The sequence below is a fragment of the Rhizobacter sp. genome (genome assembly GCF_031412075.1).
In the GTDB taxonomy this organism is placed as follows: Bacteria; Pseudomonadota; Gammaproteobacteria; order Burkholderiales; family Burkholderiaceae_C; genus Rhizobacter.
Map to the genome: position 1 here is coordinate 1 of NZ_JANOCG010000015.1, position 12,375 is coordinate 12,375.

General features: G+C 64.0%; 14 protein-coding genes. 7 read left to right on the forward strand and 7 right to left on the reverse strand.

What is annotated here, in order from left to right:
• From RMO40_RS00440 to rfbB, 5 genes are all read right to left on the reverse strand, one after another.
• On the reverse strand, nt 1-1,029 hold a 1,029-nt coding region (locus RMO40_RS00440; RefSeq protein ID WP_489660084.1), incomplete at its 3' end, for a nucleotide sugar dehydrogenase.
• Between the two features lie 42 nt (nt 1,030-1,071).
• Nucleotides 1,072-1,623, reverse strand: coding sequence for a dTDP-4-dehydrorhamnose 3,5-epimerase (gene rfbC, locus RMO40_RS00445; RefSeq protein ID WP_309714871.1), 552 nt, complete (start codon nt 1,621-1,623; stop codon nt 1,072-1,074).
• Between the two features lie 3 nt (nt 1,624-1,626).
• Nucleotides 1,627-2,520 (reverse strand): glucose-1-phosphate thymidylyltransferase RfbA, encoded by an 894-nt coding sequence (gene rfbA, locus RMO40_RS00450; RefSeq protein ID WP_309714873.1) that lies wholly within the window; start codon nt 2,518-2,520, stop codon nt 1,627-1,629.
• Nucleotides 2,521-2,545: 25 nt separating this feature from the next.
• Complete coding sequence (gene rfbD, locus RMO40_RS00455; protein WP_309714875.1) at nt 2,546-3,442, reverse strand: dTDP-4-dehydrorhamnose reductase; 897 nt, start codon at nt 3,440-3,442, stop codon at nt 2,546-2,548.
• Nucleotides 3,439-4,506: a dTDP-glucose 4,6-dehydratase gene (gene rfbB / locus RMO40_RS00460; RefSeq protein ID WP_309714877.1), complete on the reverse strand. Its 1,068-nt coding sequence runs from the start codon at nt 4,504-4,506 to the stop codon at nt 3,439-3,441. The genes rfbD and rfbB overlap by 4 nt, the downstream gene beginning before the upstream one ends.
• Nucleotides 4,507-4,702: 196 nt before the next feature.
• Here rfbB and RMO40_RS00465 point away from each other — a divergent pair, with 196 nt between their 5' ends.
• The gene (locus RMO40_RS00465) at nt 4,703-6,124 is read left to right on the forward strand and encodes a DEAD/DEAH box helicase (protein ID WP_309714879.1); all 1,422 of its coding nucleotides are present in this window, start codon (nt 4,703-4,705) and stop codon (nt 6,122-6,124) included.
• A 12-nt stretch (nt 6,125-6,136) separates the two neighbouring features.
• On the opposite strand, the gene RMO40_RS00470 is transcribed toward RMO40_RS00465, so the two are convergent.
• Nucleotides 6,137-6,901 carry an SAM-dependent methyltransferase gene (locus RMO40_RS00470; protein WP_309714881.1) on the reverse strand — a complete coding sequence of 255 codons (765 nt, stop codon included), beginning with the start codon at nt 6,899-6,901 and terminating at the stop codon, nt 6,137-6,139.
• Nucleotides 6,898-7,491 (reverse strand): Maf family nucleotide pyrophosphatase, encoded by a 594-nt coding sequence (locus tag RMO40_RS00475; RefSeq protein WP_309714883.1) that lies wholly within the window; start codon nt 7,489-7,491, stop codon nt 6,898-6,900. Before RMO40_RS00475 ends, RMO40_RS00470 begins: the two co-directional genes overlap by 4 nt.
• A 59-nt stretch (nt 7,492-7,550) precedes the next feature.
• Between RMO40_RS00475 and RMO40_RS00480 the strand changes: the two genes are divergently transcribed.
• The 6 genes from RMO40_RS00480 to fabG all read left to right on the forward strand — a co-directional run.
• Nucleotides 7,551-8,099, forward strand: a complete 549-nt coding sequence (locus RMO40_RS00480) for a YceD family protein (protein WP_309714885.1) — start codon at nt 7,551-7,553, stop codon at nt 8,097-8,099.
• A gap of 128 nt (nt 8,100-8,227) precedes the next feature.
• The gene (gene rpmF, locus RMO40_RS00485; RefSeq protein WP_301162775.1) at nt 8,228-8,410 is read left to right on the forward strand and encodes a 50S ribosomal protein L32; all 183 of its coding nucleotides are present in this window, start codon (nt 8,228-8,230) and stop codon (nt 8,408-8,410) included.
• Between the two features lie 149 nt (nt 8,411-8,559).
• Nucleotides 8,560-9,672 carry a phosphate acyltransferase PlsX gene (gene plsX, locus RMO40_RS00490; RefSeq protein WP_309714889.1) on the forward strand — a complete coding sequence of 371 codons (1,113 nt, stop codon included), beginning with the start codon at nt 8,560-8,562 and terminating at the stop codon, nt 9,670-9,672.
• Nucleotides 9,669-10,661, forward strand: a complete 993-nt coding sequence (locus RMO40_RS00495; RefSeq protein WP_309714890.1) for a beta-ketoacyl-ACP synthase III — start codon at nt 9,669-9,671, stop codon at nt 10,659-10,661. The genes plsX and RMO40_RS00495 overlap by 4 nt, the downstream gene beginning before the upstream one ends.
• Nucleotides 10,662-10,713: 52 nt before the next feature.
• The gene (gene fabD, locus RMO40_RS00500; RefSeq protein ID WP_309714892.1) at nt 10,714-11,652 is read left to right on the forward strand and encodes an ACP S-malonyltransferase; all 939 of its coding nucleotides are present in this window, start codon (nt 10,714-10,716) and stop codon (nt 11,650-11,652) included.
• Nucleotides 11,649-12,375, forward strand: a 727-nt coding sequence (fabG, locus tag RMO40_RS00505; RefSeq protein ID WP_309714894.1) for a 3-oxoacyl-ACP reductase FabG, incomplete at its 3' end; no start/stop codon positions are given. The genes fabD and fabG, both read left to right, overlap by 4 nt.

Below are 12,375 nucleotides of genomic sequence, written 5' to 3' on the forward strand. Positions count from 1 at the left end.
CAGGTCCGCGCAGTTCTCTTTGAATGTCAGCCCGAGCACGATGACGTCTGCACCTTTCACGCGCAGATTGGCGGCCAGCATCTGTTTGACGGTCTGCTCGGCGATGAACTTGCCCATGTTGTCGTTGATGCGACGGCCCGCCAGGATCACCTGCGGGTGATAGCCGAGCATCTCGGCTTTGTGGGTGAGGTAGTAGGGGTCGACGCCGATGCAGTGGCCACCGACCAGGCCTGGCCGGAAGGGGAGAAAGTTCCACTTGGTGCCGGCAGCTTCGAGCACTTCAAGGGTGTCGATACCGATGCGTTTGAAGATGACCGCTAGCTCGTTCATCAGCGCGATGTTGAGGTCGCGCTGCGTGTTTTCGATTACCTTGGCGGCCTCGGCCACCTTGATGCTGCTGGCCGGGTACACGCCGGCGTCGATGATGGAACCATACATTCGCTCGACCGTCGACAGGGTCTCCGGTGTATCGGCTGCCACCACTTTGACGATCTTGGTAAGCGTTCTCTCCTTGTCACCAGGATTGATGCGTTCAGGGCTGTAGCCAACGAAGAAGTCTTGCTTCCACTTCAAGCCCGAGAGCCGCTCAATGATGGGGATGCAAACCTCTTCGGTGGCGCCGGGGTAGACGGTTGATTCATACACCACGATGGCGCCGCGCTTGATGTGCTTGCCGACGCTTTCAGAGCTCTTCACGAGTGGGGTGAAGTCAGGTCGATGAGCATCGTCGACAGGAGTTGGCACGGCCACGACGATGAAATCGGCTTCAGACAGGACACCCTGGTCGGTGGTGCAGGTGAGTTGAGCAGCTGCAGTCAGTTCTGCGGTCGACACTTCGCCGGTCGGATCCACAAAGCGTTTGTAGGCTTCGACCTTTTCCACCGACAAGTCCAATCCGAACGTGCGGTACTTCTTCCCGAATGCGACAGCCAACGGCAGGCCGACGTAGCCCAATCCGACAATAGCAACGGTGAGGTTCGATGAGGTCATTTGCGAGTGTGATGAGGGAGAGGCATTGAGTTGCGACATCTAAGTACGTTTCCTGAGATCATGTCGATCCATGAGGTGTTCTCACTCGAAGCTGGGGGCATCGCGCAGGGGGGGCGCTGACCCATCCTTGGCCGAAATCTTCGATGAATCCGGAAGCGTCGGCCACGCGATTGCAAGATCGGAATCGTCCCAGCGCACCGATCGTTCGGCTTGGGGTGCGTAGTAATCGGTCGTCTTGTAAAGGAAGTCGGCGCTGGCGCTCGTAACGAGGAAGCCGTGAGCCATCCCGGGCGGAAGCCAGAGTTGACGGTGATTCTCACCACTCAGCTCTACGCCGACCCACCGTCCAAAAGTAGGGCTGTGCCGGCGGACGTCCACGGCCACGTCGTAGACGCTGCCTTGGGTAACCCGAACGAGTTTTCCCTGCGCGTGGGGTGGCAGTTGGTAGTGCAGTCCGCGCAACACACCTCTCGTCGACCGCGAATGGTTGTCTTGAACAAAAACGACATCGTGGCCGACGGCTTCATCGAAGGCTCGCTGATTAAAACTCTCGGAGAAGAACCCGCGCTCATCTCCGAACACCCTGGGCTCGAGGATCAGCACGCCCTCGATCTCGGTCTTTGTCACCTTCATCGTTTAGAACACCTGCGATTTGACGATTTGCATCAGGTACTGGCCGTAGCCGTTCTTGAGCATGGGTTGGGCCATCGCTTCGAGTTGCCCGGCGGTGATCCAGCTCGCGCGGTAGGCAATCTCTTCAGGGCACGCCACCTTCAGGCCCTGGCGCTTCTCCAGCGTAGCGATGAACTGCCCCGCTTCCATGAGGCTGTCATGCGTGCCGGTGTCCAGCCACGCATATCCGCGCCCCATGATCTCGACGTTGAGTTTTCCCAGCTCAAGGTAACGCGCATTCACGTCAGTGATCTCCAGCTCGCCACGCGGTGAGGGCTTGATGCTGGCGGCGATGTCACACACCTGTTCATCGTAGAAATACAGGCCGGTGACGGCGTAGTTGCTCTTTGGCACCTTGGGCTTTTCTTCGATGCTCAATGCGCGTTTGTTGGCGTCGAACGCCACCACGCCATAGCGCTCGGGGTCGTGCACGTGGTACGCAAATACGGAGGCGCCGGTGGTGCGTGCGGCCGCCGAGTGCAGCAGCCCTTGCAGGTCATGCCCGTAGAAGATGTTGTCGCCCAGCACTAGCGCACTCGGCTGGCTGTCAACGAACGTCTTGCCGAGGATGAAGGCCTGTGCCAGGCCGTCGGGGCTGGGTTGCACGCAATAGCTGATGTTGACGCCCCACTTGGCGCCGTCGCCCAGCAGCGCTTCGAAGCGCGGTGTGTCTTGCGGCGTGCTGATGAGCAGGATGTCGCGAATGCCGGCCAGCATCAGCGTGGCCAGCGGGTAGTACACCATCGGCTTGTCGTACACCGGCAGCAGCTGTTTGCTGATGGCCAGCGTGGCCGGGTGCAGCCTGGTGCCGGAGCCACCGGCAAGGATGATGCCCTTGCGGGCGATTGCTGTGCTCATGAGGTGCCGCTCGGTTGAAAGGTCATCAGGTCAGGGTTTCGTTGAGCATGCGCTCGACACCGGTTTGCCACGCGGGCAGTGTGAAGCCGAACGCCTGTTGAAGCTTTTGCGTGCTCATGCGCGAGTTGCCTGGGCGCTTGGCCGGGGTCGGGAAGGCGCTCGTGGCGACGGGCTCGATGGCGTTTGCCCCCACCTTGATCGGTTGCCCGGCCTGGCGCGCGAACTCGATCACGTGTTGGGCGTAGCCGTGCCAGCTGGTCTCGCCCGACGCCACCGCGTGGTAGGTGCCCCCCAGCAGGGGTTGATGGAGCGCGGCGCGCAAGGCGTGGGCGGTGATGTCGGCCAGCAACTCGGCGCCGGTGGGTGCTCCGATCTGGTCGTTGATCACGGTCAATTTGTCGCGCTCTTTCGCCAGGCGCAGCATGGTCTTGGCGAAGTTGCCGCCGCGCGCCGCGTACACCCAGCTGGTGCGAAAGATCAGGTGGCGTGCGCCGCTGGCACGAATGGCCTCTTCGCCTTCGAGCTTGGTCTGGCCATAGACGCTCAAGGGCCCGGTGGGCGAGTCTTCGAGCCAAGGGGTGCTGCCACTGCCGTCGAACACATAGTCGGTGCTGTAGTGGGCAACCCATGCGCCGAGCGCAGCGGCTTCGCGTGCCAGCACGCCGACCGCCGAGGCGTTGATCGCGCGGGCCAACGCGGGCTCGCCCTCGGCTTTGTCGACGGCCGTGTGCGCTGCCGCATTGACGATCATGTGTGGCGCCACGGCGCGCACGGTGGCGGCCAGCGACTCCGGGTTTGAGAAATCGGCGGTGAGTGGGCCGGCGCTGTCGAAGTCGAGCGCGATCAACTCACCCAGGGGCGCGAGTGCTCGCTGCAGCTCCCAGCCGACCTGACCGTTCTTGCCCAGCAGAAGAATTTTCATCGCGCCGACCGATCTGCGTAGTTGCGATCCACCCACTCGCGGTAGGCGCCGCTTTGCACCCGGGCCACCCAGTCGGTGTTGTCCAGATACCAGCGCACCGTTTTGCGGATGCCGGTCTCGAAGGTTTCAGCCGGCCTCCAGCCAAGCTCGCGCTCGAGCTTGCGGGCGTCGATGGCGTAGCGGCGGTCGTGGCCCGGGCGGTCGGTCACGTAGGTGATGAGGCGGGCGTAGCTGCCGGCGGGGTCGGGCTTGAGCTCGTCGAGCAGGGCGCAGACCGTCTTCACGATTTCGATGTTGGGCTTCTCGTTCCAGCCGCCCACGTTGTAGGTTTCGCCCAGCTTGCCGCGGGCCAGCACTTCGCGTATGGCCGCGCAGTGGTCTTTGACGTAGAGCCAGTCGCGCACCTGCTGGCCGTCGCCGTACACCGGAAGCGGCTTGCCGGCGAGTGCGTTGACGATCATCAGCGGGATCAGCTTCTCCGGGAAGTGATAGGGCCCGTAGTTGTTGCTGCAGTTGGTGGTGACCACCGGCAAACCGTAGGTGTGGTGCCAGGCCCGCACCAGGTGGTCGCTCGCCGCCTTGCTGGCCGAGTACGGGCTGTTGGGTTCGTAGGCGTGGGTTTCGGTGAACGGGGCATCGGTGGGCTTCAGCGAGCCATAGACCTCATCGGTCGAAACATGGTGAAAACGGAAGGCCTCTTTCGCCGCACCTTGCAGCTGCATCCAGTAGCCACGCGCCGCTTCGAGCAGGGTGAAGCTGCCGTTCACATTGGTCTGCACAAAGGCGCCGGGGCCGTGGATGCTGCGGTCGACATGGCTTTCAGCCGCAAAGTGCAAAACAGCGCGCGGCTGATGCTCGGCCAGCAGCCGGTCGAGCAGGGCGCGGTCACCGATGTCGCCTTGCACGAAGACATGGCGCGCGTCGCCGGCCAGCGACTTCAGGCTCTCCAGGTTGCCTGCGTAAGTGAGGGCGTCGAGGTTGAGCACAGGCTCGCCCGTGGCGGCAATCCAGTCGAGCACGAAGTTGGCGCCGATGAAGCCCGCGCCGCCGGTGACAAGAATCATGGGATCGAGGTGTGTTTGTTGAGGGGCCGCGATCTAGACGGCTCCCTGATCCGCGCGATTCTAGTAGGGCCACACAGGTCGATCGAGGGGCATTTCTAGCCCGGGAGATAATCCGAGGATGAATGAAACAGCTCTTGAAACCCTCGGCACCGTACCTTCACAAGAGGATGCCGTCGAATCCGCTGCCCCCGAGACCATGGAGTTCGCCTCTCTCGGCTTGGCCCCGTTGCTGGAAAAAGCGGTCGCCGAATCGGGCTACACCACCATGACGCCGATCCAGGCCAAGGCCATCCCCATCGTGCTGGCCGGGCGAGACGTGATGGGTGCCGCGCAAACCGGCACCGGCAAAACCGCTGCCTTCTCGCTGCCGCTGCTGCACAAGATGATGAAGCACGAGAACAGCAGCGCTTCACCGGCTCGCCACCCGGTGCGCGCCCTGGTGCTGGCGCCCACGCGCGAGCTGGCCGACCAGGTCGCCAAGAGCATCAAGACCTATTCCAAGCACACCAAGCTGCGCGCGATGGTGGTGTTTGGTGGCATCGACATGAAGCCGCAGACGCTCGAGTTGAAAACCGGCGTTGAAGTGCTGATCGCTACCCCTGGCCGTTTGCTCGACCACATCGAGGCCAAGAACTGCGTGCTCAACCAGGTGGAGTACGTGGTGCTCGACGAGGCTGACCGCATGCTCGACATCGGCTTCCTGCCCGACCTGCAGCGCATCTTGAGCTACCTGCCCAAGCAGCGCCAGACCCTGCTGTTCTCGGCCACTTTCTCACCCGAAATCAAACGCCTGGCCGAGAGCTACCTGCAAGACCCGGTGCTGGTGGAGGTGGCGCGCCCGAATGCCACCGCCACCAACGTGGAGCAGCGGTTTTACAGCGTGGCGACCGACGACAAGCGCGCCGCCGTGGTCAAGCTGCTGAAAGACCGTGCGTTGACGCAGGCGCTTGTGTTCGTCAACTCCAAGCTCGGCTGCGCGCGGCTGGCCCGCTCGCTGGAGCGTGATGGCCTGAAGACCAATGCCTTGCACGGCGACAAGTCGCAAGACGAGCGCTTGAAGGCGCTCGATGCGTTCAAGCGCGGTGAGGTGGACGTGCTGGTGTGCACCGACGTGGCCGCGCGCGGGCTGGACATCGCCGACCTGCCCGCCGTTTTCAATTTCGACGTGCCTTTCAATGCCGAAGACTATGTCCACCGCATCGGCCGCACCGGTCGCGCCGGGGCGTCGGGCCTGGCCGTGACGCTGGTATCTTCATCAGACGCACGTCTGGTGGCCGACATCGAAAAGCTCATCAAGAAGAAGATCGAGCTTGAGCCGCTGGAGTTCGACGACGCCCGACCGCCGCGCGAAGAGCGTCCGCAGCGTGTGCGTGAGGAGGCTGCTCCGACGGTGGCCGACAGCCCGCGCCCGGCGCGCAGCTATGCCCAGCCGGTGCGGGCGCCGCGTGACCCGTTCTTCGACAAACCCTACGAACCCAGCGCTTCACCCGACACGGCGGCAGCCTGGGAAAACAAGACCCCCACACCGGCGTCGACCGGGCGTGGGCTCTCACCCAACATCAAGCCCAAGAAGAAGGTGGCGGCGCTGTTTGGTGGCAGCAAGCCGACGACGACCTGAGTCCTTGCGCGCTCAGGGCGCGAGCAGCGAAAAGACAGCCGGCACATCGGCCGGCATCGGGCTGGTGTGGGTTTTCCACCGCGCCACGGCGTCGGTTCGTGTCCAGGCCTGCGGCAGGGTGAGCCCGCAGCTCACCGACAGCTGGGTGTCGGCCCTCAGATGGGTTAACAAGGCTGCGAGCAAGGCTTCGTTGCGGTACGGTGTTTCGATCATCAGCTGCGTTTGCCCAGCGCGTTTGGACAAGGATTCCAGCTCGCGGATGCGCGTGCCACGCTGCGTGGCGTCCACCGGGAGGTAGCCGACGAACGCAAAACTTTGTCCATTCAGGCCACTCGCCGCCAAAGCGAGCAGCAGCGAGCTGGGGCCGGCCAGCGCCTCGACCCTCACCCCCAGCGCATGGGCAGCTTGCACGAGTGCGGCCCCGGGGTCGGCCACTGCCGGCAGGCCGGCCTCGGAGATCAGACCGATGTCGTGGCCCTGCAGGGCGGGCTGAATGAGAGGCTTCAGATCAAGCAGTGCGAGGACGCGAGCGCCTTTGGGTGGGCGCGGCAATTCGACGATGGACAAGGCCTGCAGCGGTTGCAACAACGGCACCACCGCATCGACACGTTTCAAGAATGCGCGGGTGGTTTTGGCGTTCTCTGCCACCCAGTAGGTCAGCCGTGCCGCAGTGCGTATCACCCCAAGGGGCAACACCTCTTGCAGGTCGGCGTCGCCGTTCACGCCGAAGTCGAGCGTATTGGGCATCAGGATCAGCTTCCCAGGGGGCGCCGTCATGGTTGGAGCGGGTCGATACCGGCTGCGCGCAGCAGCTCACAGGTCTTGATCAACGGCAGGCCGACGAGCGCCGTCGGGTCGTTGGATTCGATCGCATTCAAGAGGGCGATGCCCAAGGCCTCGGACTTGGCGCTGCCAGCGCAGTCGTAAGGTTGCTCGGCTTGCAGGTAGTGCTCGATTTCGGCGTCGCTGAGGTTGCGAAAGCGCACGGTCACTGGTACCAGGGCTGAACCTTCGTAGCCCTGAGTGAGGCTCACCACTGCCACCGCCGTCTGAAACACGACGGCCTTGCCCCGCATGGCGCGCAGTTGCTCGGTGGCTTTGGCGTGGGTGCCGGGTTTGCCGATCGGTGTGCCGTCGAGGTCAGCCACTTGATCGGAGCCGATCACCACGGCATCCGGGTGCAATCGGGCCACTGCGCGGGCCTTGGCGAGGGCCAGCCGCAGTGCCAGGTCGGCTGGCGCTTCTGCGGCGTGCGGCGTTTCGTCCACGTGGGGCGCCTGGACGTCAAAAGGCAGGCGCAACCGCTGCAGCATTTCGCGGCGATAGCGTGAGGTGGAACCCAGGATGAGGGTGGGGCGGCTTGTCATGGCGGGGATTGTCCCTCCACCCGGACATGCTCGACAGGCCCAGACTTACACTTCAGCCCATGAAAACGCGTGATTTCGACCCCCTCAAGCTCGATGTGGCGGCCTTTGCCAAGAGCGACGACGCGCTTCTCGAAGGCACGTGGCCGTTGGCTGAGCTGGAGCGACTGGTCTCGTCGACGGTGTTGTCCGCTGAGGCCACCCCGGTCGCCTGGCGCGCTCGGGGCGAGCTGCGGGCCGTTCGCGGCGGGCAGCCCCAAATCTGGCTGCACACCGACGCCTCGACGCGGGTGACGCTCGAATGCCAGCGGTGCCTGATGCCCGTGGGCGCCGACGTGACGGCCCAGCGTTCGTTTCTGTTCGTGCACGGGGAAGACACCGCGGCCGAGCTCGACTCCGACAGCGAAGACGATGTGCTGGCCCTGACCCGCTCGCTCGACGTCCGCGAGCTGATCGAAGACGAGCTCCTGCTGGCCTTGCCGATCGTGCCCCGTCACGAAAGATGCCCTCAGCCGTTGCTGGCTGGCGAGCCGGAGCCGCTGCCGGAAGATGGGGCTCCTCATCCGTTTGCCGCTTTGGCAGCCCTCAAGCGGGGCGGCCTGCCCAACTGAGCGAGTGCTCGTGATGGCATGCTAGAATTGCAGGCTTTCCGTTCGGGTGTCCACCCACGGCACCAACCCCCTGGCTCCTGCGCTCCCTTTGTGAGAGCGCGAGCTGCAGGAGATCTAAGGAGCATTCCATGGCTGTCCAGCAAAACAAGAAGTCGCCTTCCAAGCGCGGCATGCATCGTGCACACAACGCGCTCACCAACCCGGGCACGGCCATCGAGCCGACCACCGGTGAAACGCACCTGCGCCACCATATCAGCCCCAACGGTTTTTACCGTGGGCGCAAGGTGCTCAAGACCAAGGCAGACGCCTGATCCTTCAGCGGCGTGCGGCGCCCCGTGGCGCCTGTTCGCGACACCTCGCGTTCACCGCTGATGCTTGAAATGACACCTCCACCCGGCCTGCAACACGCTGCAGCGTCGGGTGTTTGTTTTTCTGCGCGCTCTTCAGTGTTGTGGCATTCATGAACTCCCCCTTGGCGCATCCTGTCAACGACGCAGTTCGTCTGGCCGTCGACTGCATGGGTGGCGACTTCGGCCCCTCGGTCACGTTGCCGGCTTGCAAGGCCTTTCTGGCTGCGCATCCCAAAGCCCACCTGATCCTGGTCGGCAAGACCGAGGCCTTGGCGGCGGCTGCGGGCTGGGAGCGCTGCACCATCGTGGCCGCCAGCGAGGTGGTCGAGATGGACGACCCCATCGAGGTCGCCCTTCGCAAAAAGAAAGACTCCTCCCTTCGCGTCGCGCTGAGTCAGCTCAAGGCCGGGCCAGTTGGTCAGCCGCCGAATGCTCACGTTTGTGTCTCGGCGGGCAACACCGGCGCGTTGATGGCGGTTGCACGCTATCTGCTGAAAACCCTCGATGGCATCGACCGCCCCGCCATTGCAACGGTCATGCCCAACGAGCGCGACGGCTTCACCACCGTGCTCGACCTCGGTGCCAACGTCGACTGCTCGCCCGAGCACCTGCTGCAGTTCGCCGTGATGGGCAGCGCCCTCGTGTCGGCTGTCGAGGGCAAGGAAAACCCCTCGGTGGGCTTGCTGAACATTGGCGAAGAAGTCATCAAGGGCAGCGAGACCATCAAGAAAGCCGGTGAGTTGCTGCGCAAGGCGGCACAAGGCGGCCACCTCAATTTCTACGGCAACGTGGAAGGCAACGACATCTTCAAGGGCACGACCGACATCGTCGTGTGCGACGGTTTTGTCGGCAACGTGGCACTCAAGACGGCCGAAGGCCTGATCGCCACGCTGGTCGGGTTCATCAAGCAGGAATTCAGCCGCAACATCTTCACCAAGATGGCAGCCGTTGCTGCCTTGCCGGTGCTCAACAGCCTGAAGCGGCGCATCGACCCGCGGCGCTTCAACGGCGCCGCGCTGTTGGGCCTGCGCGGGTTGGTGTTCAAGAGCCATGGTTCCGCCGACGCCTTCGCGTTCGAGGGGGCCTTGAATCGGGCTTATGATGCGGCCCGCAATTGTTTGCTTGACCGGGTACACGACCTGATTCTTGAGACGCTCGAAGCGATGCCAACAGGTGTCGACGCTGACGAGCCGACGAATCCGGGCGACGCCCTCGCTGCATGACACCATCTCTTCCCGCCAGCTACTCGCGCATCTCGGGCACCGGCAGCTTCCTGCCGCCTCAACGCGTGACCAATGCCGACCTCGCTGCCCAGCTGGGGGCGAAGGGCGTTGAAACTTCTGATGACTGGATCGTGGCGCGCACCGGCATCCGGGCTCGCCATTTCGCCGCCCCCGACATGCCTTGTAGCGATCTCGCGGTCGAGGCCTGTCGCCAGGCGTTGGCGTCTGCAGGCATTGATGCTTCGCAGATCGACCTGATCATCCTGGCCACGTCCACGCCCGACATGGTGTTCCCCTCGACCGCCTGCATCGTGCAGCGCAAGCTCGGCATTCAGGGATGTGCAGCCTTTGACGTGCAGGCCGTGTGCTCGGGGTTTGTCTACGCCCTGACGGTGGCGGACTCGATGATTCGCACCGGCGCCGCGCGCAAGGCCCTGGTGATCGGCGCAGAAGTGTTTTCACGCATCCTCGATTTCACCGACCGCACCACCTGCGTGTTGTTTGGTGATGGTGCCGGCGCCGTGGTGCTCGAAGCCAGTGACACGCCAGGTCTGCTCGCCACCGAGTTGCACGCCGACGGCCGCTACGCCGACATTCTTTGCACGCCGGGTGCGATGTCGGGCGGGCAGGTGATGGGCTTGCCCTTCCTCAAGATGGATGGGCAGGCCGTCTTCAAGCTGGCCGTGGGCGTGCTCGAAGACGTCGCGCGTTCGGTGCTCGACAAGGCGGGCCGTACCGAGGCTGACATCGACTGGCTGATCCCGCATCAGGCCAACATCCGCATCATGCATGGCACGGCCAAGAAGCTGAAGCTGTCGCTCGACAAACTCGTCGTTACCGTCGACGAACACGGCAACACCTCGGCTGCCTCGATCCCGCTGGCGCTCGATGTCGCGGTGCGTGCCGGCTCCGTCAAGCGCGGCGACACTGTCATGCTCGAAGGCGTGGGGGGTGGGTTCACCTGGGGTGCCGTGCTGCTCGACTTCTGAGCCACAGCCCGCCCGAACCTCCACTGCGACGACAAGAAGAAAGCGCTGTCACATGACTCCGTTCGCATTCGTTTTCCCGGGCCAAGGCTCGCAGTCGGTTGGCATGCTCGATGCCTGGGGCGATCACGCCGCTGTGCGCGCGACCCTCGCTGAAGCTTCCGAGGTGCTCGGTGAAGACGTGGCCAGCATCATGGCGCAAGGCCCGAAGGAAACACTCGACCTCACCACCAACACCCAGCCCTACATGCTGACGGCCGGTGTCGCCTGCCTGCGTGCCTGGCTGGCTGAAACCGGCGCGCAACCGGCCGTGGTGGCGGGGCATTCACTGGGTGAGTACACGGCGCTCGTGGCGGCGGGTTCGCTGACGCTGGCTCAAGCGCTGCCCTTGGTGCGCTTGCGCGCCCAGGCCATGCAGCAGGCCGTGCCGGTGGGGCAGGGCGCCATGGCCGCCATCCTTGGCCTCGACGCATCGGTGGTGATCGAAGGCTGCGCTGAAGCGTCGGCTCTGACAAATGAGCCAGTGGAAGCGGCCAACTTCAATGACCCCAAGCAGACAGTGATCGCGGGCACCAAGGCCGCCGTCGACAAGGCCTGCGAAGTGCTCAAGGCCAAAGGCGCCAAACGCGCGTTGCTGCTAGCCGTGTCGGCCCCGTTCCATTCCAGCCTCATGCGCCCTGCGGCTGAACAGCTGAAGACGCGTCTCGCTGAAACACGGTTCGCCGCGCCGCAGATCCCGCTCATCAACAACATCGACGTGGCGGTGCAGACCGATCCGCAAGCCATTCGCGAAGCCCTCTACCGCCAATCGTTCGGCGCAGTACGCTGGGTCGAGACGATCCAGGCGATTCGTGCGCGGGGCATTGCCCACATCGTCGAATGTGGTCCGGGCAAGGTGTTGGCCGGCATGGTCAAGCGTATTGACGCTGAGGCGACCGGCCTGCCCATGTTCGATCCCGCAACCCTGGCTGAAGCGAAAGGGCTGCTGGCATGAGCGAGGTTCAAACCGCGGGGCAGATCGCCCTGGTGACCGGTGCGTCGCGTGGCATTGGTCGTGCGATCGCGTTGCAGCTGGCGGCGCTTGGCATGAAGGTCATCGGCACTGCCACCACCGATGCTGGCGCGCAGGCCATCACCGAGGCGTTGGGCGCTTTTGCCGGCAGCCGTGGCCTTTGCCTGAACGTCAACGATGGCCCGGGCGTCGACGCCGCCATCGATGCGATCGTCAAGGAGCACGGTGGCCTGCATGTGTTGGTCAACAACGCCGGCATCACCCGCGACATGCTGTCGATGCGCATGAAAGACGATGACTGGGACGCCGTCATCGACACCAACCTCAAGGCCGTGTTCCGCACCAGCCGCGCGGCGACCAAGCCGATGATGAAGCAGCGGTATGGCCGCATCATCAACATCACCTCTGTGGTGGGTGCCAGTGGCAACGCCGGCCAGGCCAACTACGCAGCGGCCAAGGCCGGTGTGGCCGGCATGACACGCTCGTTTGCGCGTGAGCTGGGCAGCCGGGGTGTCACGGTCAATTGTGTGGCGCCGGGCTTCATCGAAACCGACATGACGAAGAAGTTGTCGGAGCAGCAAACCAACGCCTTGATGACGCAAATCCCCCTGGGCCGTTTGGGCCAGGCGGCTGACATCGCTCATGCAGTGGCGTTTCTCGCCTCGCCGCAGGCCGGCTACATCACCGGCACCGAGTTGCATGTCA

What these genes read in the sequence shown, in the direction of transcription:
- rfbC (WP_309714871.1), bottom strand. Translation starts at nt 1,623, where the DNA reads ATGAAGGTGACAAAGACCGAGATCGAGGGCGTGCTGATCCTCGAGCCC.
- RMO40_RS00495 (WP_309714890.1), top strand. Translation starts at nt 9,669, where the DNA reads ATGACACCATCTCTTCCCGCCAGCTACTCGCGCATCTCGGGCACCGGC.
- rpmF (WP_301162775.1), top strand. Translation starts at nt 8,228, where the DNA reads ATGGCTGTCCAGCAAAACAAGAAGTCGCCTTCCAAGCGCGGCATGCAT.
- fabD (WP_309714892.1), top strand. Translation starts at nt 10,714, where the DNA reads ATGACTCCGTTCGCATTCGTTTTCCCGGGCCAAGGCTCGCAGTCGGTT.
- RMO40_RS00465 (WP_309714879.1), top strand. Translation starts at nt 4,703, where the DNA reads ATGGAGTTCGCCTCTCTCGGCTTGGCCCCGTTGCTGGAAAAAGCGGTC.
- rfbB (WP_309714877.1), bottom strand. Translation starts at nt 4,506, where the DNA reads ATGATTCTTGTCACCGGCGGCGCGGGCTTCATCGGCGCCAACTTCGTG.
- RMO40_RS00480 (WP_309714885.1), top strand. Translation starts at nt 7,551, where the DNA reads ATGAAAACGCGTGATTTCGACCCCCTCAAGCTCGATGTGGCGGCCTTT.
- RMO40_RS00470 (WP_309714881.1), bottom strand. Translation starts at nt 6,901, where the DNA reads ATGACGGCGCCCCCTGGGAAGCTGATCCTGATGCCCAATACGCTCGAC.
- plsX (WP_309714889.1), top strand. Translation starts at nt 8,560, where the DNA reads ATGAACTCCCCCTTGGCGCATCCTGTCAACGACGCAGTTCGTCTGGCC.
- RMO40_RS00475 (WP_309714883.1), bottom strand. Translation starts at nt 7,491, where the DNA reads ATGACAAGCCGCCCCACCCTCATCCTGGGTTCCACCTCACGCTATCGC.
- rfbA (WP_309714873.1), bottom strand. Translation starts at nt 2,520, where the DNA reads ATGAGCACAGCAATCGCCCGCAAGGGCATCATCCTTGCCGGTGGCTCC.
- rfbD (WP_309714875.1), bottom strand. Translation starts at nt 3,442, where the DNA reads ATGAAAATTCTTCTGCTGGGCAAGAACGGTCAGGTCGGCTGGGAGCTG.